This window comes from Achromobacter sp. HZ01 (genome assembly GCF_003267925.1).
Taxonomy (GTDB): domain Bacteria; phylum Pseudomonadota; class Gammaproteobacteria; order Burkholderiales; family Burkholderiaceae_B; genus Achromobacter; species Achromobacter pulmonis_A.
Map to the genome: position 1 here is coordinate 207,443 of NZ_LWKV01000004.1, position 25,061 is coordinate 232,503.

General features: G+C 68.2%; 27 protein-coding genes. 21 read left to right on the top strand and 6 right to left on the bottom strand.

Features of this window, described 5'->3' with window-relative positions:
• Positions 1-29: 29 nt before the first annotated feature.
• Together A6B37_RS20525 and A6B37_RS20530 are read right to left on the bottom strand one after the other, a co-directional pair.
• Entirely contained in the window at positions 30-917 is an 888-nt protein-coding gene (locus tag A6B37_RS20525) for a ScpA family protein (RefSeq protein WP_102775697.1), read from the bottom strand.
• 16 nt (positions 918-933) lie between these two features.
• Entirely contained in the window at positions 934-1,122 is a 189-nt protein-coding gene (locus A6B37_RS20530) for a DUF3460 family protein (RefSeq protein WP_102775696.1), read from the bottom strand.
• A 97-nt stretch (positions 1,123-1,219) separates the two neighbouring features.
• Between A6B37_RS20530 and A6B37_RS20535 the strand changes: the two genes are divergently transcribed.
• The 5 genes from A6B37_RS20535 (at position 1,220) to A6B37_RS20555 (ending at position 7,814) form a co-directional block, all read left to right on the top strand.
• Complete coding sequence (locus A6B37_RS20535; RefSeq protein WP_111826777.1) at positions 1,220-2,674, top strand: MFS transporter; 1,455 nt, start codon at positions 1,220-1,222, stop codon at positions 2,672-2,674.
• Positions 2,661-4,187, top strand: a complete 1,527-nt coding sequence (gene glpK / locus A6B37_RS20540; RefSeq protein WP_102775694.1) for a glycerol kinase GlpK — start codon at positions 2,661-2,663, stop codon at positions 4,185-4,187. Before A6B37_RS20535 ends, glpK begins: the two co-directional genes overlap by 14 nt.
• 460 nt (positions 4,188-4,647) lie before the next feature.
• Complete coding sequence (locus tag A6B37_RS20545) at positions 4,648-5,583, top strand: 3-hydroxyacyl-CoA dehydrogenase family protein (RefSeq protein ID WP_111826778.1); 936 nt, start codon at positions 4,648-4,650, stop codon at positions 5,581-5,583.
• Between the two features lie 130 nt (positions 5,584-5,713).
• Positions 5,714-7,054 (top strand): TIGR00366 family protein, encoded by a 1,341-nt coding sequence (locus tag A6B37_RS20550; protein ID WP_111826779.1) that lies wholly within the window; start codon positions 5,714-5,716, stop codon positions 7,052-7,054.
• Between the two features lie 31 nt (positions 7,055-7,085).
• Positions 7,086-7,814, top strand: a complete 729-nt coding sequence (locus A6B37_RS20555; RefSeq protein WP_111826780.1) for an SDR family oxidoreductase — start codon at positions 7,086-7,088, stop codon at positions 7,812-7,814.
• 47 nt (positions 7,815-7,861) lie between these two features.
• On the opposite strand, the gene A6B37_RS20560 is transcribed toward A6B37_RS20555, so the two are convergent.
• A complete protein-coding gene (locus A6B37_RS20560; RefSeq protein ID WP_102775690.1) occupies positions 7,862-8,644 on the bottom strand; it encodes an IclR family transcriptional regulator in 783 nt (260 codons plus the stop codon).
• 151 nt (positions 8,645-8,795) lie between these two features.
• Between A6B37_RS20560 and A6B37_RS20565 the strand changes: the two genes are divergently transcribed.
• Genes A6B37_RS20565 through A6B37_RS20590 form a run of 6 tightly spaced genes read left to right on the top strand, consistent with a single transcriptional unit; the run spans position 8,796 to position 12,609 of the window.
• Positions 8,796-9,485, top strand: coding sequence for a 3-oxoacid CoA-transferase subunit A (locus A6B37_RS20565; RefSeq protein WP_102775689.1), 690 nt, complete (start codon positions 8,796-8,798; stop codon positions 9,483-9,485).
• On the top strand, positions 9,482-10,126 hold the full coding sequence (locus A6B37_RS20570; RefSeq protein WP_102775688.1) for a 3-oxoacid CoA-transferase subunit B: 645 nt from the start codon (positions 9,482-9,484) through the stop codon (positions 10,124-10,126). The genes A6B37_RS20565 and A6B37_RS20570 overlap by 4 nt, the downstream gene beginning before the upstream one ends.
• 57 nt (positions 10,127-10,183) lie before the next feature.
• A complete protein-coding gene (gene catC, locus A6B37_RS20575) occupies positions 10,184-10,459 on the top strand; it encodes a muconolactone Delta-isomerase (protein WP_102775687.1) in 276 nt (91 codons plus the stop codon).
• Between the two features lie 12 nt (positions 10,460-10,471).
• Positions 10,472-10,768: a YciI family protein gene (locus tag A6B37_RS20580; protein ID WP_102775686.1), complete on the top strand. Its 297-nt coding sequence runs from the start codon at positions 10,472-10,474 to the stop codon at positions 10,766-10,768.
• A 15-nt stretch (positions 10,769-10,783) separates the two neighbouring features.
• A complete protein-coding gene (gene pcaD, locus A6B37_RS20585; protein ID WP_102775685.1) occupies positions 10,784-11,563 on the top strand; it encodes a 3-oxoadipate enol-lactonase in 780 nt (259 codons plus the stop codon).
• Between the two features lie 5 nt (positions 11,564-11,568).
• Positions 11,569-12,609 carry a cyclase family protein gene (locus A6B37_RS20590; protein WP_111826781.1) on the top strand — a complete coding sequence of 347 codons (1,041 nt, stop codon included), beginning with the start codon at positions 11,569-11,571 and terminating at the stop codon, positions 12,607-12,609.
• A gap of 22 nt (positions 12,610-12,631) precedes the next feature.
• Here A6B37_RS20590 and A6B37_RS20595 read toward each other — a convergent pair whose 3' ends face one another.
• A complete protein-coding gene (locus A6B37_RS20595; RefSeq protein WP_111826782.1) occupies positions 12,632-12,964 on the bottom strand; it encodes a PsiF family protein in 333 nt (110 codons plus the stop codon).
• Positions 12,965-13,192: 228 nt separating this feature from the next.
• On the opposite strand from A6B37_RS20595, the gene A6B37_RS20600 reads away from it, so the two are divergent.
• The 3 genes from A6B37_RS20600 to A6B37_RS20610 all read left to right on the top strand — a co-directional run bounded on the left by A6B37_RS20600 (position 13,193) and on the right by A6B37_RS20610 (position 14,935).
• A complete protein-coding gene (locus A6B37_RS20600; protein ID WP_102775683.1) occupies positions 13,193-13,531 on the top strand; it encodes an FxLYD domain-containing protein in 339 nt (112 codons plus the stop codon).
• Positions 13,532-13,686: 155 nt separating this feature from the next.
• Positions 13,687-14,337 carry a carbonic anhydrase gene (locus tag A6B37_RS20605; protein ID WP_102775682.1) on the top strand — a complete coding sequence of 217 codons (651 nt, stop codon included), beginning with the start codon at positions 13,687-13,689 and terminating at the stop codon, positions 14,335-14,337.
• Positions 14,338-14,434: 97 nt separating this feature from the next.
• Positions 14,435-14,935, top strand: coding sequence for a hypothetical protein (locus tag A6B37_RS20610; protein ID WP_111826783.1), 501 nt, complete (start codon positions 14,435-14,437; stop codon positions 14,933-14,935).
• On the opposite strand, the gene A6B37_RS20615 is transcribed toward A6B37_RS20610, so the two are convergent.
• Positions 14,932-16,266 (bottom strand): DUF3100 domain-containing protein, encoded by a 1,335-nt coding sequence (locus A6B37_RS20615; protein WP_102775680.1) that lies wholly within the window; start codon positions 16,264-16,266, stop codon positions 14,932-14,934. The genes A6B37_RS20610 and A6B37_RS20615 overlap by 4 nt on opposite strands.
• 246 nt (positions 16,267-16,512) lie before the next feature.
• On the opposite strand from A6B37_RS20615, the gene A6B37_RS20620 reads away from it, so the two are divergent.
• The 3 genes from A6B37_RS20620 to A6B37_RS20630 all read left to right on the top strand — a co-directional run bounded on the left by A6B37_RS20620 (position 16,513) and on the right by A6B37_RS20630 (position 20,088).
• Entirely contained in the window at positions 16,513-17,433 is a 921-nt protein-coding gene (locus A6B37_RS20620) for a LysR family transcriptional regulator (protein WP_111826784.1), read from the top strand.
• 374 nt (positions 17,434-17,807) lie between these two features.
• Positions 17,808-19,550, top strand: coding sequence for a nitrite/sulfite reductase (locus A6B37_RS20625; protein ID WP_111826785.1), 1,743 nt, complete (start codon positions 17,808-17,810; stop codon positions 19,548-19,550).
• Positions 19,543-20,088 carry a DUF934 domain-containing protein gene (locus A6B37_RS20630; RefSeq protein WP_111826786.1) on the top strand — a complete coding sequence of 182 codons (546 nt, stop codon included), beginning with the start codon at positions 19,543-19,545 and terminating at the stop codon, positions 20,086-20,088. The genes A6B37_RS20625 and A6B37_RS20630 overlap by 8 nt, the downstream gene beginning before the upstream one ends.
• Here the strand turns inward: A6B37_RS20630 and A6B37_RS20635 are convergent.
• Positions 20,085-20,852 (bottom strand): helix-turn-helix domain-containing protein, encoded by a 768-nt coding sequence (locus A6B37_RS20635; protein ID WP_102775676.1) that lies wholly within the window; start codon positions 20,850-20,852, stop codon positions 20,085-20,087. The two genes, A6B37_RS20630 and A6B37_RS20635, sit on opposite strands and share 4 nt — an antisense overlap.
• Positions 20,853-20,955: 103 nt before the next feature.
• On the opposite strand from A6B37_RS20635, the gene A6B37_RS20640 reads away from it, so the two are divergent.
• The 4 genes from A6B37_RS20640 to A6B37_RS20655 are packed head-to-tail and all read left to right on the top strand — an operon-like array spanning position 20,956 to position 25,058.
• Positions 20,956-21,933 carry a tripartite tricarboxylate transporter substrate binding protein gene (locus A6B37_RS20640; protein WP_111826787.1) on the top strand — a complete coding sequence of 326 codons (978 nt, stop codon included), beginning with the start codon at positions 20,956-20,958 and terminating at the stop codon, positions 21,931-21,933.
• A 25-nt stretch (positions 21,934-21,958) separates the two neighbouring features.
• Positions 21,959-23,467 (top strand): AMP-binding protein, encoded by a 1,509-nt coding sequence (locus A6B37_RS20645; protein WP_111826788.1) that lies wholly within the window; start codon positions 21,959-21,961, stop codon positions 23,465-23,467.
• Positions 23,464-24,252, top strand: a complete 789-nt coding sequence (locus A6B37_RS20650; protein WP_102775673.1) for a citryl-CoA lyase — start codon at positions 23,464-23,466, stop codon at positions 24,250-24,252. The genes A6B37_RS20645 and A6B37_RS20650 overlap by 4 nt, the downstream gene beginning before the upstream one ends.
• Positions 24,249-25,058, top strand: a complete 810-nt coding sequence (locus A6B37_RS20655) for an SDR family NAD(P)-dependent oxidoreductase (RefSeq protein WP_102775672.1) — start codon at positions 24,249-24,251, stop codon at positions 25,056-25,058. Before A6B37_RS20650 ends, A6B37_RS20655 begins: the two co-directional genes overlap by 4 nt.
• Positions 25,059-25,061: the final 3 nt, after the last annotated feature.

The following is a 25,061-nucleotide window of genomic DNA, read 5'->3' on the forward strand; positions in this document are numbered from 1 at the left end:
CTCCGGAAGTAGGAACGCGCAGCCCGGCCTCAGGCCGCGACCGCCGCCACGCTGGTATAGGCCAGGCGCACGTAGATGGGCGCGTAGGGTTCCGCCTGCGTGATCTCGAGCAGGGATTCGCGGGCCAGTTCCAGCATGGCGATGAAATGCACCACGACCACCGCCGCGGGCGCGCCTTCGCGGATACGCTCCATGAAGAGGTCGCCGAACTCCATGAAGCGCACGTCGTTCAGGCGCCGCAGGATGTGCGTCATGTGGTCGCGCACCGACAGCTGTTCGCGCGTGATGTGGTGGTGCTGGTTCAGCTTGGCCCGCTTCATGATGTCGGCCCAGGCCGCGCGCAGGTCGTCCACGCTGACTTCGGGCAGCATGCGCTCGACGCTCAGGTCGGCCACCGCCTGGCTGCTGACGAAGTCGCGGCCGAGCTGCGGCATACGGTCGAGCTTCTGGGCCGCCAGCTTCATCTGCTCGTATTCGAGCAGGCGGCGCACCAGTTCGGCGCGCGGGTCCTCGGGCTCTTCGCCGGTGTCGGTCTTCTTGACCGGCAGCAGCATGCGCGACTTGATCTCGATGAGCATCGCCGCCATCAGCAGGTATTCGGCGGCCAGCTCCAGGTTGTGGATGCGGATCTGCTCGACGTACGAGAGGTATTGCCGCGTGACATCCGCCATCGGGATGTCCAGCACGTTGAAGTTCTGCTTGCGGATCAGGTAGAGCAGCAGGTCCAGCGGCCCTTCGAACGCCTCCAGGAAGACCTCCAGCGCATCCGGCGGGATGTACAGGTCGGTCGGCATCTGGAACAGCGGCTCGCCGTACAGGCGCGCGAACGCCACGCTGTCTACCGTGTCGGGGGTGCTGTCGACGGGCGGTTCCACTAGCGCGGCCAGGGCGTCGCCCGGGAAAGCGTTCTGGGCCATGGTTGCCGCAAGGGGCTCAGTCGGCCTGGTATACGTACGGCTTCTGCGGCACGCGGCCGGCGCGGAAGGCCTCCAGCAGCTCCGGGTCCTGCGGTTTGTCCCAAAGACGGGCGCGGCCCTCGCGCTGGCGCTCTTCGGTGCCGGGATGCGACTGCTTGTAGTCTTTCAGGAAACGGGTGATCTCGGATTCGTAGTTGGTCGCCATGACGCCAATTTCAGTGGGTTTCGGATGAGGGGAGTTTACTTCACGACGGCCCCTCCCCCGGCGTTACAATCTGGAGGCCCCCTACGTATCCTCGCCCATGTCCGCAGAATCCGCCGCCGCCGCCCATCCCGCTCCCTCACTCACCCCGGAAGCGATGCGCGCGGCACGCATGATTCCCTTCATCGTCGGCTGCGCGCTGTTCATGCAGATGCTGGACGCCACGGTGGTCGCCACGGCCCTGCCGGCGATGGCGCGGGCCCTGGGCTCGACCCCGGTGCGGCTGAACGTGGCCATCACCTCCTACCTGCTGTCGGTGGCCGTGTTCGTGCCCGTCAGCGGCTGGGCGGCCGACCGCTACGGCGCGCGGCGCGTGTTCGTGGCGGCCATCGGCCTGTTCACCCTGAGTTCCGTGGCCTGCGCCCTGTCGCAGGACCTGCCGCAGCTGGTGGCGGCCCGCGTCGTCCAGGGCATGGCCGGCGCGATGATGGTGCCGGTGGGGCGCATCATCCTGCTGCGCACCGTGCCCAAGCAGGACTTGCTCAAGGCCATGTCCTTCCTGTCCATCCCCGCCCTGCTGGGGCCGGTGATCGGGCCGCCGCTGGGCGGCTTCATGGTCACCTATATGTCGTGGCACTGGATCTTCCTGATCAACATTCCCATCGGCATCCTGGGCATTTTCCTGGTGCTGCGCTACGTGGAGGAAATCCGCGTGGAAGGCGCGCCGCGCCTGGACTGGCCGGGCTTTCTGCTCAGCGCCATCTGTCTGGCGACGCTGGTCAGCGGCTTCGAGGCGATCGGCCGCGACGTGATGCCGCTGCCCATGCTGCTGGGCCTGATCGCCACCGGCCTGGCCTGCGGCCTGCTCTACGGCTGGCACGCGCGCCGGGCGCCCCATCCCATCATCGATCTGTCCCTGATGCGGATACCGACCTTCGCCATCGCCACCCTGGGCGGCAACCTGTGCCGCTTCGCCGTGGGCGCCACGCCGTTCCTGCTGGCCATGCTGCTGCAGGTGGGCTTCGGCCTGTCGCCGTTCTCGGCCGGGCTGATCACCTTCGCCAGCGCCGCCGGCGCGCTGCTGATGAAGTTCGTCGCCACCCCCATCGTGCAGCACTTCGGATTTCGTCGGGTATTGACCGTCAACGCGCTGCTGACCGGCATTTTCATCGTGGTCTGCGGCGCCTTCACGCCCGCCACGCCGGTCTGGCTGATGATCGCCGTGCTGCTGGTGGGCGGGTTTTTCCGCTCGCTGCAGTTCACGGGGGTAAATACGCTAACCTATGCCGACATTCCCCCGACCCAGATGAGCCGCGCCAGCAGTTTCGCCGCCATGGCGCAGCAGCTCGGCATCAGCCTGGGCGTGGGCGTGGCGGCGGTCACGCTGAACATCAGCATGGCCCTGCGCGGCGCCGAGACGCTGGCGATACGGGACGTGGTCGCGGGCTTCATCGTCATCGGCGTGCTGTGCATGGCCTCGGTCTTCTCATTTGGACGCCTCGACCCGCTGGCCGGGGCTCACCTGAACGGCGCAAAGAATCGTGACGACGAATGAATTTGTCCTGGCCCTGGACCAGGGAACCACCAGCTCCCGGGCCATTGTGTTCGACCGCGAAGGCGTGGTGCGCGGCGTAGGCCAGCGCGAATTCCGCCAGCACTATCCCCGTCCGGGCTGGGTCGAGCACGACGCCGGCGAAATCTGGCAGAGCCAGCTGGACGTGGCCCGAGAGGCCTTGCGCAACGCCGGCGCGGCCGCGGCCGACATCGCCGCCCTCGGCATCACCAACCAGCGCGAAACCACGCTGATCTGGGAACGCGCCACCGGCCGGCCGCTGGCCCGCGCCATCGTCTGGCAGGACCGCCGCACCGCGCCCATGTGCGACCAGCTGCGCCAGGACGGCCACGCCGATTTCCTGCAATCGCGCACCGGCCTGGTGGTGGACGCCTATTTCTCGGGCACCAAGCTGGCCTGGCTGCTGGACCACGTGCCCGGCGCGCGCCAGCTCGCCGAGCGCGGCGAACTGGCCTTCGGCACCGTCGATACCTGGCTGGTGTGGCAGCTGACCGGCGGCGCGGTCCACAGCACCGACCCCAGCAACGCCTCGCGCACCATGCTGTTCGACCTGCATACCCAGGACTGGAGCGACGACATCCTGGCGCTGCTCAAGATCCCGCGCAGCGTGCTGCCACGGATCGCCCCCAGCAGCGCCGTGGTGGGCGACACCCTGCCCGAATGGCTGGGCGGCGCCATCCCCATCGCCGGCGTGGCGGGCGACCAGCAGGCCGCCACCTTCGGCCAGGCCTGCTACAGGCCGGGCATGGCCAAGAACACCTACGGCACCGGCTGCTTCATGCTGATGAACGTGGGCGGGCAGCCCGTGCAGTCGCGCAACAACCTGCTGTCGACCGTGGGCTGGGGCCTGCCGCGCGACGGCGGCGGCTGGCAGCCCACCTACATGCTCGAAGGCGGGGTGTTCGTGGCCGGCGCGGCGGTGCAGTGGCTGCGCGACGGCCTGGGCATCATCCAGCGCTCCGAGGAGATCGAGGCGCTGGCCGCCAGCGTGTCCAGCACGGACGACGTCTTCATGGTGCCGGCCTTCGCCGGCCTGGGCGCGCCGCATTGGGACCCCTACGCGCGCGGCACCCTGGTGGGCCTGACCCGCGGCACCACCCGCGCCCACATCGCGCGCGCCACCCTCGAATCCATCGCCCTGCAAAGCGCCGAACTGCTGACCTGCATGAACGCCGACAGCGGCATCGCCCTGACCGAGCTGCGCGTCGACGGCGGCGCGGCCCGCAACGACCTGCTGATGCAGATGCAGGCCGACCTGCTGGGCGTGCCGGTCGTGCGCCCCCGCGTGCCCGAATCCACCGCGCTGGGCGCGGCCGGCCTGGCCGGCCTGGCCGTGGGCTTCTGGTCCGGCCAGGACGAATTCGCGTCCAAGTGGCAGGCCGAACGCACGTTCGAACCGAGCTGGCCCGCGTCCGTGCGCGAAGCGCGGATGGCGCGCTGGCGGCAGGCGGTGGAGCTGTCCAAGGGCTGGTCCAACAGCGCCGGACCAGGCTGATCGTGGGCGGGCGTAGGATGGGTGCAGCGCGAGAGCCCTTAAGCAAGAACTCAAATATCGAACGCGCGTAACCCATCAGGCGGCGCCAGCCGCCGCTTTCCGTGGCAAGAGACAAAGCCGGCTTGCGCTTCGTGGCAAGAGACAAAGCCGGCTCTCGCCGGCCGATGGGTTACGCGCGTTCGGCGTCCGGCTTCTTACCCCGGAGGTGCCGCGCTGCACCCATCCTACGTCCCCACGCCCCCCGTCCACCAGCCGGACACCCAAAATCCCTGATTTGTCCGCCCCCCGCGACATTTAGTACTATCGTTTTCATTAATTCTATATACGCACAAATGTTCGTATCTAGAACATAACGATTTTTCTGGCCAGGCGCACAGGAAGGCACACCCGGAAGAGACGGCAATCCCTGGTTCCGCGCGTGCCCGCCGCAAGCCCGGCGAGTCAGCCCGAGCGAACCATCATGGATACTCCCCTCAAAAATCTCGCCATCGTCGGCGCAGGCGCCATGGGCAGCGGCATCGCGGCCCTGTTCGCCTCGAAGGGACTGAACATCGTCCTCATCGACCCGGTCGAAGGCGCGCTGGAGCGCGCGCTCAAGACGATAGACCGCCAACTGAACGTCTACGCGCCCGGCCGGGTCCAGGAAACCATGCAGCGCATCCAGTTGTCGCCCGGCCTGGAAGCGGCCTGCAACAGCGACCTGGTGATCGAGGCCGTACCCGAAAACCTCGAGCTCAAGCGCGACCTGTTCGCCCGGCTCGACGCGCTGTGCCCGGCGCACACCCTTTTCGCCACCAATACCTCCGGCCTGTCCATCAACGCCATCGCCACCGCCGTGCTGCGGCGCGACCGCTTCGTGGGCACGCACTTCTTCACCCCCGCCGACGTGATTCCGCTGGTGGAGGTGGTGCGCAACGACGCCACGTCCGACGAGACGGTGGCGCGCGTCATGGCCACGCTGCGCCACGCCGGCAAGCGGCCGGTGCTGGTGCGCCAGGACATTCCCGGCTTCATCGCCAACCGCATCCAGCACGCGCTGGCGCGCGAAGCCATTTCGCTGCTGGAAAAAGGCGTCGCCAGCGCGGAGGACATCGACGAAGTGGTCAAGTGGAGCCTGGGCATCCGGCTTGCGCTGTCCGGCCCGCTGGAGCAGCGCGACATGAACGGCATCGACGTGCATTACGCCATCGCCAGCTACCTCTACAAGGATCTCGACAACCGCACCGAGCCCTCGGCGCTTTTGAAGAGCAAGGTCGAAAGCGGGCAGATCGGCGCCAAGAGCGGCCAGGGTTTCTACACCTGGAGCCCGGAGCGCCGCGAACGCGTGCTGCGCGAGAAGAGCGCGGCGCTCGGAGAACTGGCCGCCTGGCTCAACGCCCGGGCCGACGACGCCTGAGGCCGGCGCATACCCATTACTACATAAGGCGCGGAGCCTGCCGCTACCGCGCCGTCGGGCCCCAAGGCCCCGCCACGCAAAGAAAACCGATCACAGAAAACCAGCCTTACCGGAGTTCGTTGGAGGCACCATGAATAAACTGGCTTCATTTTTCACGGAGCTGATGCGCAAGTATCTGCCCGATCCCTTTGTCTTCGCCATCGCGCTGACCCTGCTTACCGTACTGCTGGCCATGGGGGTCGAAGGCAAGGGCCTGGGCGACATCACCCGCGCCTGGGGCAACGGCTTCTGGAGCCTGCTGGCCTTCACCACCCAGATGGCGGTGATCCTGGCGATGGGCTATGTGCTGGCCACCGCCCCGCTGACCGACCGCATGCTCAACCGCATCGTCAGCCACGTGCACAAGCCGCACACCGCCATCATCGTGGCGACGCTGGTCGGCGGCATCGGCAGCTACCTGAACTGGGGCTTCGGCCTGGTCATCGGCGGCATCGTCGCCAAGAAGCTGGCCTTGAAGGTCAAGGGCGTGCACTACCCGCTGATCATCGCCGCCGCGTACAGCGGCTTCACCATGTACGGCCTGGGCCTGTCGGCCAGCATCCCGGTGCTGGTGGCCACGCCCAACCATCCCACCGCCAAGCAGATGGGCACCATCCCGCTGTCGGAAACGATTTTCTCGATGCCCATGCTGATCACCAGCCTGGTCATCATCGTCACGCTGCCGCTGCTCAACGCCTGGCTGCATCCGAAAAAGGGCGAGAAGGTCATCGAGGTCGATCCCGCGATCGACCGCGACACCACCGCCGCCAACGCCGCCGAAGACCTGCTGGAAAAGGGCACGCTGGCCTCGCGCCTGAACAACAGCCGCCTGCTGAGCCTGCTGATCGGCGCGCTGGGCGTGGCCTACGTGGTGTTCCACTTCATGGACGGCGGCTCGCTGGACCTGAACCTGATCAACTTCATCATCCTGTTCCTGGGCATCATCCTGCTGGGCACGCCGGCCGCCTACGTGGCCAAGCTGACCGAAGGCATCAAGACGATTTCCGGCATCATCCTGCAATACCCGTTCTACGCCGGCATCATGGCCATCATGGCCGCCTCGGGGCTGGTCACCACGATTTCCGCGGTCTTCGTCGACGTGGCCACGCCCGAGACGCTGCCGTTCTGGGGCCTGATCAGTTCTTTCGTCATCAACTTCTTCGCGCCGTCGGCCGGCGGCCACTGGGTCATCCAGGGTCCGTTCATGATCGACGCCGCCAAGGAAATCGGCAGCGCCCTGAACCAGACCACCATGGCCGTCATGCTGGGCAACGCCTGGAACGACCTGGTGCAGCCCTTCTGGATTCTGCCGGCGCTGGCGCTGTCCAAGCTGAAACTGCGCGATGTTATGGGCTATACCGTCATCATGATGCTGTGGGTCGGCGTGATCCACATCACGGCCGTCCTCCTCTGGGGCTATCTGACCCATTGAGCCACACGCACTCTTCCGGAACGGAGTTGATATGAGCAAACCTACCGCGTATCTCGTGACCGGCGGCAGCGCCGGGATCGGGGCGGCCATCATCCGCATGCTGCTCGATGCCGGCCACAAGGTCGTCAACATCGACTACAAGCTGCCCGAGAATCCGCCCGCCGGGCTGGTGTCGTACCAGGCCGACCTGACCGACGAAGCGCGCACCAAGGCGGTGGCCAAGGAAGTGACCGACGCCTACGACATCGTCGGGCTGGTGAACAACGCGGGCGCGACGCGCCCGGGCTCGGCCGACACCGCCACGCTGGCGGACCTGGACTATGTGATCAACCTGCACCTGCGCACGGCGCTGATCCTGGTGCAGGCGGTGCTGCCGGCCATGCGCGCGGCCGGCTTCGGGCGCATCGTCAACATGGCCTCGCGCGCGGCGCTGGGCAAGCCCGACCGCGTGGTCTATTCGGCCACCAAGGCGGGCCTGCTGGGCCTGACGCGCACGCTGGCCATGGAGCTGGGCGGCGACGGCATCACGGTCAACGCCATCGGCCCCGGCCCCATCGCCACCGAACTGTTCACCAAGAGCAATCCCGCCGGCGCCCCGCAGACCGAGCGCATCATCAAGAGCATCGTGGTCAAGCGCCTGGGCACGCCCGAAGACGTGGCGCGCGCGGCGATGTTCTTCCTGTCGCCGGACAACGGCTTCGTCACCGGCCAGACGCTGTACGTCTGCGGCGGCACGACGCTGGGCGTCGCGCCCGTCTGAGGCCCGCCATGCGCACGCCGTCCTTCCTCCCGTCCTGCCTGCGCCGCCTAGCGGCGCAGCAGGGCGTGGTTGATCTGGTCGGCGGCGCGGCGCAGCGGCGGCAGGAACGCCGCCAGCATTTCCTGGCGCGAATAGCGGTTGGCATGGCCGCTGACGTTCATCGCGGCGATCACGCGGCCGCTGCGGTCCATGATGGGCACGGCCACCGATTGCAGGCCCGGCTCCAGTTCCTGCGCCACGCAGGCGTAGCCGTCGGCGCGCACGCCGGCCAGCACGCGCTTGAGCGCGTCGATGCCGGTGATGGTGTGCGGCGTATAGGTCCGGATCTGGCTCATCGCCAGCACCCGGTCCAGCTCCGGTTCCGTCAGGCCGGCCAGCAGCACGCGGCCCATGGACGTGACCCAGGCGGGCAGGCGGCTGCCCACCGCCAGGTTGATGGTCATCACCTTGTGGGTGGACAGGCGCAGGATATAGACGATGTCCGCGCCCTCCAGCACCGACACGGAGCAGGATTCGCGGGTCTCTTCGGCCACCTCTTCCATGTAGGGCAGCGCCAGGTTCCACAGCGGCGTGCCGGACAGGTAGGCGTAGCCCAGCTCCAGGATGCGCGGGGTGAGCGAGAACTTGCGGTCGTCCACGGTCACGTAGCCCAGGTGCTCCAGCGTCAGCAGGATGCGGCGCGCGCCGGCGCGCGTCAGGCCGGTCACCGCCGCCACCTCGGACAGCGTCATCTGCGAACGCTCGGGGCCGAAGGCCCGGATCACGGACAGGCCGCGCGCAAAGGATTGAACGTAGCTGTCGCTGGGTTGCTGGGTGATTTGCTCGGCCATCCGTCTACCGCGAAGAGAAACGTTGCCCTGGTCGGCAACCCTGTACCGGGGCGGCGCAGCATTGCCATCCCCCATGAAATCAATGTTCTTCTGAAGAACGAAAGTTCTAATTGAGAACAAATTATGACACGCCACCTTATGAGCGAACACCATGATCTCTAAACTCGTTGCAAGCGCTGCGGACGCCCTCGCCGACGTCCCCGACGGCGCCACCGTCATGATCGGCGGCTTCGGCACCGCCGGCCAGCCCATGGAACTGATCGACGCGCTGCTCGAACAGGGCGCCAAGGATCTGGTCATCATCAACAACAACGCGGGCAACGGTACCACCGGCCTGGCCGCCCTCCTGGGCGCGAACCGCGTGCGCAAAATCATCTGCTCGTTCCCGCGCCAGGTGGACTCGCAGATCTTCGACGGCCTGTACCGCAGCGGCAAGATCGAGCTGGAACTGGTGCCGCAGGGCAACCTGGCCGAGCGCATCCGCGCCGCCGGCGCCGGCATCGGCGCGTTCTTCTCGCCCACCGGCTACGGCACCCCGCTGGCCGACGGCAAGGAAACCCGGGAAATCAACGGCCGCCAGTATGTGCTGGAATATCCGCTGCATGCCGACTACGCGCTCATCAAGGCCGAGCGCGGCGACCGCTGGGGCAACCTGGTGTACCGCAAGACGGCCCGCAACTTCGGCCCCATCATGGCCAGCGCCGCGCGCGTGGCCGTGGCCCAGGTGCGCGAAGTGGTGGAACTGGGCGAACTGGACCCCGAAACCGTCGTGACCCCCGGCATCTTCGTCAAGCGCGTCGTGCAGATCGATGCCCGCCCCGCCCCCAAGGAGCAGCAATGAGCACCAAACTGACCCGCGACCAGATCGCCGCCCGCGTCGCCCGGGACATCCCCGAAGGCGCCTACGTCAACCTCGGCATCGGCCTGCCCACGCTGGTGGCCAACCACCTGCCGGCCGACCGCGAAGTCATCCTGCACACCGAGAACGGCATGCTGGGCATGGGCCCCGCGCCGGCCAAGGGCGAGGAAGACTATGACCTGATCAACGCCGGCAAGCAGCCCGTGACCGAGCTGCCCGGCTGCTCCTTCTTCCACCACGCCGACTCGTTCGCGATGATGCGCGGCGGCCACCTGGACATCTGCGTGCTGGGCGCCTTCCAGGTGTCGCAGCACGGCGACCTGGCCAACTGGCACACCGGCGCGCCCGACGCCATCCCCGCCGTGGGCGGCGCGATGGACCTGGCCATCGGCGCCAAGGACGTGTTCGTGATGATGGAGCTGCAGACCCGCGACGGCCAGAGCAAGCTGGTCGAAGCCTGCACCTATCCGCTGACCGGCGTGCGCTGCGTGTCGCGCGTCTACACCGACGTGGCGGTGTTCGACATCGGCGCCGACGGCGTGACCGTCACCGACATGTTCGGCGGCACCACCGCCGACGAGCTGCTGCGCCTGACCGGCCTGCCGCTGAAGTTTTCCAACTGAGTTTCGAAGCGCCGCCTCGGTCCCGCCGGGGCGGATTTTTTTACGGAGAGAATCATCATGCTGTTCATGGTCCAAATGCAGGTCAATCTTCCCGTCGACATGCCGGCCGAGCGCGCCGACAAGCTCAAGGCCGACGAAAAGGCGCTGGCGCAGCAGCTGCAGCGCGACGGCAAGTGGAAGAACCTCTGGCGCGTGGCCGGCCGCTACGCCAACGTCAGCATCTTCGACGTCGAAAGCAATGACGAGCTGCACACGCTGCTGTCGTCGCTGCCGCTGTTCCCCTACATGGACATCCAGGTGACGGCGCTGGCGCGCCATCCCTCGGCGATCTGAACGGAGGCGTCCATGCCGTACATCATCGAAACCTTCGACAAGCCCGGCCACCTGGAGGTGCGCAAGCAGCACCGCGCCGCCCACCTGGAATTCCTGGACGCCAACAAGCGGCTGCTGCTGGCCTGCGGCGCCAAGCTGCACGACGACGGCACGGACGCCGGCGGCGGCCTGTACGTGGTCGACCTGGACAGCCGCGAAGCCGCGCAGCAATTCATCGACGCCGATCCGTTCTCCAAGGCCGACCTGTTCGAACGCGTGACCATCACGCGCTGGCGCAAGGCCTACGTCGACGGCGCCTGCTATCTGTAATTGAAGGAAACCCACATGTCTTACGCCGATCTCAGCCAGGCCCGGCTGTACTACGTCATCGATGGCCCCGCCGACGCGCCGGTGCTCGTGCTCTCCAATTCGCTGGGCACCTGCGCCGACATGTGGGCCCGCCAGATCCCCGAACTGAGCAAGCATTTCCGCGTGCTGCGCTACGACACCCGCGGCCACGGCAAATCCTCGGTCCCCGAAGGCGAATACAGCTTCGAGCAACTGGGCAACGACGTCGCCGAACTGCTGGCGCACCTGGGCATCAAGCGCGCGCACTTCTGCGGCCTGTCGATGGGCGGCCCCACCGGCCTGTGGCTGGCGCTGGCGCGCCCCGAACTGGTGGACCGGCTGATCCTGTGCAACACCGCCGCGCGCATCGGTTCGGCCGAAGGCTGGAGCGCCCGCATCGCCGCGGTCACCGAACAGAAGCTGGAGAACATGGCGCCGACGCTGGTCGAGCGCTGGCTCACCGACGGCTACCGCGCCGCCGAGCCGGGCCTGACCCAGGTGCTGGTCGACATGCTGCGCCGCACGCCGGACGCCGGCTATTGCGGCAACTGCGCCGCGCTGCGCGACGCGGACTTCCGCGAACAGGTGGCCTCCATCTCGGCGCCCACGCTGGTCATCAGCAGCACGCACGACCTGGCCGCCACGCCCGCCCAGGGCCAGGAACTGGCCGCCGCCATCCCGGGCGCGCGCTATCTCGAATTGAACACCTCCCACATCTCCAACTGGGAGCAACCGGAAGCCTTCACCCGCGCGGTGCTCGACTTCCTGACGGAGTAACCCGCATGCAGCGCTGGAAACAGCGGCCCGAAGGCTCCAACTGGGGCGACTTCGGGCCCGACGACCAACTCGGCCGCCTGAATCTCATCACCGAAGAACAGGTCCTCAAGGGCGCGCGCGAAATCCGCGCCGGCAAGACCTTCTGCCTGTCGCTGCCGCTGGACCTGCCGGGCGGCAACGTGCTCAACCCGCGGCGCCATCCGCCGCAGCTCAGCCCCACCCGCCTGGCGGACACGCCGTACCTGAACTTTCCGCTGCGCAACGTCAACCCGGACGCCGTGGACGTGCTGAGCGACGACCAGGTGCTGCTGTCCATGCAGTACTCCACCCAGTGGGACGCGCTGGCCCACGTCGGCGCGCTGTTCGACGCCGACGGCGACGGCAAGCCGGAACTGCGCTACTACAACGGCTACCAGGCCGGCGTGGACGTGATCGGCCCGGCCGACGGCGACCACACCGGCTGCGGCTGCAACAGCGGCGGCCCCTCGGCGGCGCTGAAGCTGGGCGTGGAAAACCTGGCCCAGAAAGGCATGCAGGGCCGCGGCGTGCTGGTGGACCTGCTGCGCCACTACGGCCCCGGGCGCACGCTGATCGGCCACGCGGAACTGATCCGCGCGCTCGAGGCCGACGGCATCGAGATCGAGGCCGGCGACATGCTGGTGCTGCGCACCGGCTACGCCGAAGCGGTCGTCGCCATGAACGGCAAGCCCGACGCCGAAGTGCTGCACGGCTACGGCGCCGCGCTGGACGGCACCGACGCGGCGCTGCTGCAATGGATCACCGACAGCGGCATCGCCGCCATCTGCGCCGACAACTACGCGGTCGAGGCCTACCCGGCCCGCGAAAAAAGCGGGCCGCGCGCCATGCTGCCGCTGCACCACCACTGCCTGTTCAAGCTGGGCCTGCCCCTGGCGGAGCTGTGGTACCTGAAGGAGCTGGCCGACTGGCTGCACGCCAACGGCCGCCACCGCTTCATGCTGACGGCGCCGCCGCTGCGCCTGCCGCACGCCATCGGTTCGCCGGTGACGCCGGTCGCGACGGTGTAGGCCGAGGCGCCGAGCCGCGGCGCTAGCCCTTCAGGCAGGTGCTCATGAAGGCCTTGCGCTTGTCGCCGGTGAGCTTCTGCTCGCCGGCTTTCGCATTGCAGTCCGTCATCTTCTGCTGCTGCGGCGTGAGCTGCTTGGCCGGCGCGGTCTCGCCCTTCAGGCAGCTGCTCATGTAGGCCTTGCGCTCGTCGCCCTTCTTGCCTTCGGCGGACTTGTTGCAGTCCGTCATGCGCTGCTGCTGCGGCGTAGGGGTCTTGGCGGGCGTGGTCGCGGCCGGCGTCTGGGCCCAGGACGCGCCGGCGAAACAGGCGGACAACAGGATGGCAGAAGCAAACTGGCTGGTACGGGAAAGCATGGTTCCTCCCTTGGGCGTCCGCGCGCCTCGGGGTCAGGCGCGACGCGGACCGCTCGATCCGCCGGCCCAATCGCCGGCCCGGTCATCATCGAACAAACCGGACGCCGCCGCAAGATCCCGGAAAGTCAAGAATCGCCAAGGCGGCGATTCATACCTTTGCCCTGTTGTGTCCGCGCCCGGAAAGGTGTGAGATAGGCGCAATCCGTCCCGGCCGCACAGGAGAGCGCCATGAAATCCGTACTCGTGTCCTGCGCACTGCTCGCCGGCCTGCCTCTTGCGGCCGGCGCGCAGGATCTCGTCTATGGCGTCACGCTGGGCAACGTCCAGGCGGTGCGCGACGTCAACCAGAACCTCTCGGCCATCACCGGCCTGCTGGCCAACCAGTCCGACCGCGCCATCGACGGCGTCTGGCTGACCTTCGTGCTGTACGACGAGCAGGGCCGCGAAGTGGGCCGCCTGCGCAACGATGTGCCGGGGCCGCTTGCGCCCGGTCAGATCAAGCCGATCCGGGCGGTCACGCCGCTGCGGTTCGCCCGCGTCACGGCGCTGGACGTGGACGCCCGCTAGCCGGCCAGCCCGCCGCCAAAAACCCTGATTTCATCAGGGTTTAGCGGCCGTGGCGCGGGTCCAGGTGTGGGAAAATCACGGCTGTCGACTCGATAAAAGGGGCTTCCAACGAAGCCCCTTGTCGCGTATGTCGGCGCAACGAGGAAGAAAAGATCATGTTTCCAAAAAGACTCTCTGAAGGCTATCAATCATTCCTGAAAGGCCGTTTCCACTCGGAACGCAGCCGATACCAGAAACTGGCCGAAATTGGGCAAAGCCCGGAAATCCTGATCATCGGGTGTTGCGACTCCCGCGTCTCGCCCGAAGTCATCTTCGACGCCGGCCCCGGCGAAATGTTCGTGATCCGCAACGTCGCCAACTTGGTGCCGCCCTGCGACCCCGACACCGAATCCTCCTACCACGGCACCAGCGCCGCCATCGAATTCGCCGTCAACGGCCTGAACGTCAAGCACATCGTGGTGCTGGGCCACGCCTCCTGTGGCGGCATCCGCTCCTTCTTCGACGGCGCCAAGCCGCTGTCCAAGGGCGATTTCATCGGCAAGTGGATGTCGCAGATCGAGCCCGTGGCCGAACGCCTCGGCCCGGCCACCGGCGACCGCCAGGCCAACCTCAAGCGCCTGGAGCTGGCCACGGTCGAGCACAGCCTGGAGAACCTGATGACGTTCCCGTCCATTCGCCGCCGCGTGCAGAAGGGCGAGCTGGAGCTGCACGGCACCTATTTCGGCGTGGCCACCGGCGTGCTGTTCCTGCGCGATCCCAAGACGGGCGAATTCAATCCCTGCCTGGAAACCGGCATCGTCGAATGAGCCGCGGCCCCGGAGCGCCGGGGCGTTTCCTGCTACATTGGACTTGTGACCCGCTGAACCGGCCCGCCCGCGGACCGGCCACGACAGGGAGCCTCGCATGGACATTGTAGCGATCCCCGCCATTGCCCGCGTCGCCGCGCCCTACCCGGCGCGCGTGCCGCTGATCGACGAGACCCGGCCCGCCTGGGCGACGCCTCGGGCGGCTGAAGCGGCTGAAAGCCCACCCGCCCCGCAGCCTGCGCGCAGCCGCGGCCAGGCGCCGCCCGCCCCCATCGCCGGCATGGCGCCGCGCCCCGACCCGGACCTGCTGCGCGACCAGTACGCCGAGGCGCGCATGCGCCGCGCCATCGCCGACTACGCCGCCGCGCCTGCCGAGGCGGCGGCCCGGGCCAACGACTGGGGCACCATAGAAGGCCTGGCGCCCTTGCAGCCCTACCGCCTGGCCATGGGCAACCCGCAAGTGCAGGAATGGCAGGCCGCCGCGGCCGCCAAGGCCATGGGCGCGGCCGTGCCCAAGGTCGCCAGCATCGGCGCCACGGAAAACGCCACCGACCAGGCGCGCTACCGTCCGGGCTTCGCGCCTCAGCCTTGGTCTTAGTGGAAGAACTCGGCGATCATCGTCGCGCCCAGGAAGGTGCCGGCGTTGGCGGCCAGGGACACCACCACGATCTTCCAGCCCAGCTTGCGGAAGGCCGGCAGGTCCTTGAGGATGGACAGCCCGGCCATCGCCAGGATCACGGTCGTGAAGGGCAGGAAATTCACCTTGCCGACCATCGCGATGATCTGGTCGGAGTACGGCAGCACGCCGGGACAGCCCGCCGTCATGGCGATCACCGACAGCACGAACACGGCCGGCAGCTTGGGCACCACGCGCAGCACCAGGTCGGTAATGACGACCAGCAGCACGATGATGGCCATGCCCGGCAGGGCGTCGGCGAACGGCACGCCATAGCCCAGGCGGTTGCCCACCAGCGCGAACAGGCCGCACACGATGTAGGCCGTCAGGCGGTCGCCGAAGCCCAGCTTGGCGCCGTGGACCGGCGCGTCTTCGGACACGCCGTCCTCGACGGCCGACGGCGCCTTGCCGCGCGAAAAGCGGCCCAGCACCGGCTCCAGCTTGCCGTACAGGAAAATGGTGGTCGGCAGCGAGATGAACAGCGTGAAGTACACGCCCACCACCGTGGTCAGCAGATTGGCGGCGGCCGCCAGCGCGGCCACCTGGTGCGCCATCTCGGGGGTCTGCTGCGAGGCGATCGCGCCCACGCCCGCGGCCATCATGCTGCCCGAGCCCACGCCGGCGCCCATGGCGAGCGAACGCGGGTCGAAGATATTCAGGCTGGTGATGAAACCGGCCATCAGCGCCACGAACAGCGCGCCGATCACCGTGCCGGTGATGTACTCGGCCATCACGCCGCGCCCTTCGGGCGAGTTCATGCCGTAGCGCTCGCCGATGATGGCCAGGCTGGGCTCGCGGCCCACCGAGAAAGTGGCGCCGATGGCCTCGCGCTTGATGCCCAGCAGCAGCGCCAGCGGCAGGCCCACGGCCATGGTGCCGAAGAAATGCCCGAACTCCTGGAACACCAGGGCCCAGCCGGCTTCGCGCACCTGCGGCAGCGCGCCGCCGACCATCAGGCCCAGCTTGGCCAGAAACGGCAGCAGCGCATATTGCAGATAGCCGCTGATGCGGGTCTGCATGGCGGTGTCGACGCCGGCGGCGGCGGGCAGGCGCTGGCCGAGGGCCGCCACGATCGCGCCGATGAAGATGGCCCACAGCATCGGCTGCAGGATGATCTTGCCCGGGCCCACCGTGAACGTCAGGCTGCCGATCGCTTCGGCGATCACCACCACCAGCAAGATGGCGGCAAGCATGCGGATGCGGCTGGAAAGCGGCATGGTGGGCGCGGCCAGGCTGGCGCTGGCTAGAGACATCGGATTCCCCTGGTGAACGTGAATGGGTCGCGGCGACGGTTGGCCGGACCGCTAGCGCCGGCGTTGCGCGCGGCAGGGCCGATTTTCGCCCCGGGGCTGGCATGCAACCATGACAGGACAAGCGTCCAAGCGTTGCGTAAAATGCAACACATATGCTTTTCCAGGGAAAATTTTGCATGATCCCGGATAAAGCAAGGGTAAACCCTAGCATCGACCTGTGGACCTGCCGCCGCACTTCCCGCCGCCATGGACGAAAAACTGGACGCCCGACGAACCCATTACTTCATGCAGGTCATGAGCCGGGGTTCCGTGCGCGGCGCCGCCGAGGCGCTGGACATGGACCCCTCGGCGGTCAGCCGCGCCATCGCCGCCCTGGAGCGCGACTGCGGCATGACGCTGTTCGAACGCCGCGGCCGCGGCGTGGTGCCCACCGACGCCGGCCACATCCTGGCGCGCTACGTCAAGCGCCAGCAGAACATCCAGGAGAGCTTTTTCTCCGAGATCGACAGCCTGCGCAACGCCGAGCGCGGCCATATCGACCTGGTGCTGGGCGAAGGCTTCGTCGAGCTGATGTTCGACCAGGTGCTGCCCGGCTACTGGCGCAGCCATCCGGAAGTCACGCTGGACATCGACGTGGCCCGCACCTCCGAGATCGTGCAGCGCATCGTCGACGACCGCGCCTATATCGGCCTGGTGTTCCAGCCGCCCAACGACGCCCGGCTGCGCGCCCATTACGCGCGCCCCGAGCCGATCCGCGCCATCGTGCGCCAGGACCATCCGCTGGCCCGCCTGCGCCGCCCCCTGCTGCTGACCGACCTGGCCGAGTATCCCGGGGCCGCGATGCAGGAAGGCTTCGGCGTGCGCCAGCACATCCAGGCCGCCGAGATCAGCGAGCAGGTGCGGCTGCGCAACGTGCTGACCACCTCCTCGTTCAAGGCGCTGTGGCAGTTCGCCGCCGCCGGCATCGGCTATGCCCTGACCCCGCCCATCGCGGTCACGGCCGACATGCGCGCCCGGCGCCTGGCCAGCCTGCCGCTGGCCAACCCCATCCTGAACCAGGGCAGCCTGCAGGTACTGAGCCGCGCCGGCCGCCACATTTCCCCGGCCGCGCGCGAACTGCTGGAGCACATCGTGCGCGGCATCGGCGCGTCGCCGTCGGTCGAATAAGGCGCAGGCAGGTTGCTTGCGCAGGGTCAAATGCGTGCTGCGGGGAGTCTTTGGTGTGGGGCGGGCGGGGGCTACGATGCGGAAGGTGGGGTGGCCGATGGGTTGCGCGCGCTCGATGGTTAAGTTCTTGCACAGGAAGTCTCGCGCTGCACCCATCCTACGACCAGGCCTTCGTAGGATGGGTGCAGCGCGAGAATCCTTGCGCAAAAAACCGGATATCGAACGCGCGCAACCCATCGCCTTGCCGCGACATTACCTTATTACCACAATGACTTAGACGGCCCCGGCGGCTGCCTGCTACGGTTATGAACCCCTCGCGCTTTGCGCCGACCGGCCAGAGGGGCCCAGACCGAGAAGACTTCAAGGGCAGTGACATGTACGTGTATGACCCCGTCGACCAGCAGCTCGTCGAGCAGCGCGTCGCGCAGTTCGCCGACCAGACGCGCCGCTTTCTCGACGGCCAGCTCACCGAAGACGAATTCCGCGTTCTGCGCCTGCAGAACGGGCTGTACATCCAGCGCCACGCGCCCATGCTGCGCGTGGCCATCCCGTACGGCATGCTGGCCTCGCGCCAGCTGCGCACGCTGGCCCACATCGCGCGCAAGTGGGACCGCGGCTACGGCCATTTCAGCACGCGCCAGAACATCCAGTTCAACTGGCCCAGGCTGGAGCACGTGCCCGACATCCTGGCCGAACTGGCCACGGTGCAGATGCACGCCATCCAGACCAGCGGCAACTGCATCCGCAACACCACCACCGATCACTTCGCCGGCGTCGCGCCCGACGAGCTGGTCGATCCGCTGGTCTGGTGCGAAATCATCCGCCAGTGGTCCACGCTGCACCCCGAATTCGCCTTTCTGCCGCGCAAGTTCAAGATCGCGGTCAGCGGCGCGGTGCAGGACCGCGCGGCCGTCGGCGTGCACGACATCGGCCTGCAGGCGGTCGAGCGCGACGGCAAGCTGGGCTTTCGCGTCTGGATCGGCGGCGGCCTGGGCCGCACGCCCATCGTCGGCAAGCTGATCAATCCCTTCGTCGAATGGCAGGACCTGCTGACCTACCTGCAGGCGGCGCTGCGCGTCTACAACCTGCACGGCCGCCGCGACAACAAGTACAAGGCGCGCATCAAGATCCTGGTGAAGGACCTGACTCCCGAGGTCTACGCCCAGCAGGTCGATGAACAGTGGCAGCTGATCAAGGGCGGGCCGGACACCATCACGCAGGAATTCGTCGACACCATCAAGTCGCGTTTCGTGTGGCCGCAGTACGACGCCGCCGCCGCGCAGGAACCCGACGACACCGCCGCGCAGGCGGCCGCCGACCCGCGCTTCGCCCGCTGGCTGCGCACCAACGTGCATCCGCACAAAGTGGCCGGCTACGCCGCCGTCACCGTGTCGCTGAAGGCCACCGGCGTGCCGCCGGGCGACGTCACCGCCGACCAGATGGACGCGGTGGCCGACCTGGCCGACGACTACGGCTTCGGCGAGCTGCGCGTCTCGCACGAGCAGAACCTGATCCTGGCCGACGTGCGCCGCGCGCGCCTGCACGATCTGTGGAAGGCGCTGGAGGCGCTCAACCTGGCCACGCCCAACATCGGCCTGCTGACCAACATCATCGCCTGTCCGGGCGGGGATTTCTGCGCGCTGGCCAATGCCGTGTCGATCCCCGTGGCCGAAGCGATCCAGCGCCGCTTCGACGATCTGGACTACCTGTTCGAGATCGGCGAGCTGGACCTGAACATTTCGGGCTGCATCAACTCCTGCGGCCACCATCACGTGGGGCATATCGGCATCCTCGGCGTCGACAAGGCCGGCGAGGAGTGGTACCAGGTCACCATAGGCGGACGCCAGAACGGCGCGGCCAAGCCGCTGCCCGACATCGAATCCACGCGCGGCGGCGGCGCCGCGATCGGCCGCATCATCGGCCCGTCTTTCGCGCGCGACCAGGTCGCCGGCGTGGTCGACCGCCTGATCCGCACCTACCTGGGCCTGCGCGACAGCGAGGCGGAACGCTTCATCGACGTGGTCGACCGCGTCGGGATCGAGCCGTTCAAGCAGGACGTGTATTCGGACCCCGCCTTCGCCAAACCCGCGCCCATCGAGCAACCCGCCCATGTCTGAGATCTACGCCCACGACGCTCCCGGCCCGCACCTGATCCGCGGCGGCCGGCTGGAGGCCGACACGTCCCGCCCGTTCGTGCCCGAACCCGATGTGGCCGCCGAAGGCCAGGTGCCCGGCGACGAGCCGGGCTGGATCGTGCCGCTGGCGGTCTGGAAGACCTCGCGCACCACGCTGCGCCGCCACCGCCACCCGGTCGCGATCCTGCTGGAGCCGGACGCCGACCTGCGCGAGCTGGCCGATGCCGACGGCGTGCTGGACCCCGCCGGCATCGCCTTCATTGCGGTGGACTTTCCGGTCTACACCGACGGCCGCGGCTATTCGCTGGCGCAATTGCTGCGCACCCGCTATCGCTGGCAGGGCGAGCTGCGCGCGGTCGGCGACGTGATGATCGACACCATCCACTACCAGGCGCGGGTCGGCTTCGACAGCTTCCTGGTCAAGCCCGGCCACGATCCGCACAAGGCGCTGGAGGCCTTCCGGACGTTCACCGTGCATTACCAGAAGACCTACCGCGTGCCCGAGCCGGCGCTCGCCTAGAACATCGGCACGGGCGCCAGCTGCGCGCGGATCAGGTCGGCGATGCTGCGCTGGCGCTGCGCCTGCATGCGGTCGATGAGGCTGGACACGCTGACCGCCAGGCGCGGATAGCCGCCGGCGTCGCATAGCGCCACGCCCACGCCCAGCACGCCGGGCACCGCCGAGTTGCCCACCACCGACCAGCCGCGGCCACGGGTGTTCTCCACCAGGCGGCGCATCTGCGCCACCGTCATGCCGCCGTAGGCGCGCAGCGCCCGTTCGTTCTGCGCCATCACTTCCTCGGCCTCGTCCGGCGGCAGCGCCGCCAGCAGCGCCAGCCCGGCCGCCCCCACGCCCAGCGGCTGGCGATGCCCCACCGTCACGGCCAGCACCTGCACGGGGTAGTTCCCGACCTCGCGGTGCAGGCACAGCGAATCGCTGCCCGCCCGGCAGATCAGGAATACCGAATCGCCGCTCACGTCGCTGATCTGGCGCAGCACCGGCCGCAGGCCGCGCACCGCCTGCGCATGGGGATCGCCCGCCATCATCACGCCCAGCTCGGCCACGCGCCAGCGCGGCGCCTCCGATTCGCGCAGCGCATAGCCCTCTTCCACCAGCACGTCCAGGTAGCGATAGACAGTGGAGCGCTGCATGCCGGCGGCGCGCGCGATGTCGACCACGTGCATGCCCGCCGCCCCGGCCTGGCGCAGCACGCCCAGCACGCGCAGGCCGCGGCGCAGCACGCGCGGGCCCGAGCCTTCCGATTCCGGTTCCGTTTTGTTCAATTTTTGGACAAGTTGCGTTGATGGGGACCCTATCAAAGCCCATTATGGGGCGGGACAGGCAAAGAACTGTCCAAATTCTAGACAACACAGGACGGAGACAACAATGAAGATTTTCAGCAAGCGGTGGGCCGCGGCGGCTGCCCTGACTACGATGTTCGCGGCCCCCGCCCTGGCGGGCCAGTATCCCGAACGCCCGGTGACGCTGGTGGTCGGCTATGCCGCCGGCGGCGCCACCGACATCGTCGCGCGCCTGGTGGCCAAATCACTGGCCGAGGAGCTGGGCCAGCCCTTCGTGATCGAGAACAAGACCGGCGCCAACAGCAACATCGGCGCGGAAATCGTCTCGCGCGCCGCGCCGGACGGCTACACGCTGTACGTGGGCTCCATCGCCAACACCATCAACCGCACGCTCTACAGCCAGCTGAACTACGATTTCGTCAAGGGATTCGAGCCCATCGGCCTGTTGGCCACCATCCCCAACATCCTGGTGGTCAACCCCAAGGTGCCGGTCAAGACGGTGCAGGAATACATCGCCTACGCCAAGTCCAATCCCGGCAAGCTGACCTGCGCGTCCTCGGGCACCGGCTCGTCCATCCATCTGTCCTGCGAACTGTTCAAGATGAAGACGGGCGCCGACATCCTGCACGTGCCCTACCGCGGCAGCGGCCCGGCGGTGGCCGACCTGCTGGGCGGCCAGGTGGACTCCATGTTCGACAACCTGCCCTCGTCGCTGCCCCACGTGCAGGCCGGCAAGCTGCGCCCCATCGGCGTGACGTCGCCGCAGCGCCTGGACTCGCTGCCCGATACGCCCACGCTGGCCGAATCCGGCCTGCCCGGCTTCGACGTGGAATCCTGGTTCGGCCTGGTCGCGCCCGCGGGCACGCCCAAGCCGGTCATCGACCGCCTCAACCAGGCGCTGAACAAGGCGCTGGTCGGCCAGGCGCTGCAGGCCTCTTACAAGCAGTCGGGCTTCTATGCGCCGCAGCCCCCCAATACGCCCGAATCGTTCGGCAAGAAGATCGCCAGCGAAATCGACAAGTGGGGCGCCGTCATCAAGAGCGCCGACATCAAGGCCAACTAGGCCTTATCAAGACCAAGGAGCACAGGTGTACCCGATCGATTTCTTCTTCCGCGCCGCCGAACGCCATCCGGACCGCATCGCGCTGGACGGCCCCGAGGGCCAGGCGACGTATGCCCGGCTGGCCGCCGAAGTGCGCGCCCTGGCGGCCGCGCTGCAGGAGCTGGACCCGGCGCCGCAGACCCGCGTGGCGATCTGCGCCGGCAATTCCGCGCGGCACATCCTGGCGCTGCTGGCCGTGCTGGCCAGCGGCAAGGTCTGGGTGCCGCTGAACTACCGCAGCACCGAGCGCGAGATCGGGCGCATCCTGGAGGCCACCGAGCCGTCCATCGTGATCGTGGACGGCGTGGGCGCGCCCCTGGCGCCCGAGGCCCAGGGCCGCCATCGCATCCACCTGGAAGACGGCTCGGCGCCGCTGGCCCTGGACGCCCTGCTGGCCAGCAACGCCGGACGCACGCCGGTGTGGCACGCGCTGCCGCGCGACGCCACCCAGGCCATCAAGTTCACCGGCGGCACCACCGGGCTGCCCAAGGGCGTGATGCAGCCGTACCACGCCTGGAACGCCGGCATCGTCAACCAGATCGCCAGCTGGGAACTGACCGAGGACGACCGCTACGTCGTGGCCGCCCCCGTCACGCACGGCACCGGCACCTACCTGCTGCCGGTCCTGGCCCAGGGCGGCACCCATCTGCTGCTCGACACCGTCAACCCGGCCAGCATCACCGCCGCCTTCCGCGAACGCGGCGGCACGCTGTGCTTCATGCCGCCCACGCTGATCTACATGATCATGGCGCAGCCGGGCGTCTCGCGCGCGGACTTTCCGCGCCTGCGCAACCTGATCTATGGCGGCGCGCCCATGCCCGTCGAAAAGATCGACAAGGCGCGCGCCTTCTTCGGCCCGGTGCTGGGCACCACCTACGGCCAGACCGAAGCGCCGCAGATCGTCACCGTGCTGCGCCCCGCCGACCTCGAAGCGCCGGAGAACCGCGCCTCGGTCGGGCGCGTCACCTGGCTGAGCGACGTGGCCATCATGGGACCGGACGGCGCGCTGCTGCCGCGCGGCGAAATCGGCGAAGTCGTGGTGCAGGGCGACCTGATGATGTCCGGCTACTGGCGCCTGCCGGAAAAGACCGCCGAGACCATCGTCGACGGCTGGCTGCATACCGGCGACACCGGCCTGATCGACGCGCGCGGCTACCTGTTCCTGAAAGACCGCCTGCGCGACGTGATCATCACCGGCGGCTTCAACATCTATCCCGTGGACGTCGAGAATGCGCTGTCGGCGCATCCCGCCGTGTACGAATGCTCGGTCTTCGGCCTGCCCGACGACAAATGGGGCGAGGCCGTGCACGCCGCCGTCCAGTTCCATCCCGGGGCGCGGGCCAGCGCCGACGAGCTCAAGGCGCACGTGCGCGGCCTGCTCGGGCCGGTGGCCACGCCCAAGCAGTTCCATATCCATGACAGCCTGCCGCGCTCCAACGTGGGCAAGGTATTGAAGAACGCCGTGCGCGACGCGGCCCTCAAGGAGACAGCATGAAAACGCCCGAAACCCGCCTGTGCGCGCATCATCTCACCGGCATGTCCTACCGCGACGTCGATCTGGTCGAGGACCTGATCGGCAAGAAGACCTTCACCGAAGTCATGATCATGCAGATCCTGGGCCGCGAGGCGCGCCCGGTGGACCTGCGCATCGTCGACGCGGTGCTGGTCACGCTGATGGAACACGGCCTGACGCCCAGCGCCATCACCACGCGCCTGATCTACATGAGCGCGCCGGAAAACCTGCAGGGCGCCGTGGCCTCCGGGCTGATGGCGGTGGGCAGCCAGTTCGTCGGCACCATGGAGAACTGCTCGCGCCTGCTGGACCGCATCCGCCAGGCCGCCGACGGCGAGGCCGAGGCGCTGGCCATCGCGCGCGAATTCCGCGAGTCGCGCCGCCCCCTGCCGGGCTTCGGCCACCATCTGCACAAGCCGGACGATCCGCGCTCGATCAAGCTGCTGGCGCTGGCCGAGGCCGAGCCGGATCTGCCGGGAGACTCGCTCAAGGCGCTGCGCCTGCTGGCCTCGGCCATCGACGCCACCTACGGCAAGCACATCACCATCAACGCCACCGGCGCGGTGGCCGCGCTGCTGAGCGAGATCGGCGTGCCCACCGACCTGATGCGCGGCTTCGCCGTGATCTCGCGCGCCGCCGGCCTGGTGTCGCACGTGGCCGAAGAACAGCAAAGCCCCTCGGGCCGCTATATCTGGGAAACCATCGACCACGCCATTCCGTACGTGGGCGCGGGCAAGTCGCACCAGCAAGGCGGGGAACAGTCATGACCGCCGTCAACGACACCCGCCTGGCGGGCAAGATCGTGCTGGTGGCCGGCGCCGGCGCCTCGGCCGCCGGCTGGAGCATCGGCAAGGCCAGCTGCGTGACCATGGCGCGCCAGGGGGCCTCCATCGTCGCGCTGGACGCCAGCATGGAAGCGGCCGAAGACGCGGCCCACGAAGTCGAGCTGGCCGGCGGCAGCGCCCTGCCCGTGCAGGCCGACGTCGCCGATCCGGACGCGATGCAGGCCGCGGTGGACGCGGCGCTGCGCCGCTATGGCCGCATCGACGTGCTGCAGGCCAACGCCGGCATCGGCAAGGTCGGCGGCCCCGAGGACATCTCGCTGCAGGACTGGGACCGCATCCAGCAGGTCAACGTGACCAGCCTGCTCATCGCCACGCGGCTGCTGGCCCCGCTGATGCGCGGGCAAGGCGGCGGCGCCATCGTCACTGTCTCGTCGGTGGCCGGCATCCGCTACACGGGCTATCCGCACCTGGCGTACAGCGTGACCAAGGCGGCCGTGATCCACTTCGCCCGCATGGCCGCGCAGCAATACGCCGCCGACCGCATCCGCGTGAACACCGTGATTCCGGGCCTGATCGACACGCCGCGCGTGGCGAAGAATGTGGCGCGCATGTTCGACGCCGACGCCAAGGCCGCCAGCGCGGCGCGCGACAAGCAGGTCCCGATGGGGCGCATGGGCACGCCGTGGGAAGTGGCCAATGCCGTCGCGTTCCTGGCGTCGGATGAAGCGTCCTACATCACCGGCACGGAACTGGTCGTGGACGGCGGACTTACCGGCAAGTACGCGTAAACG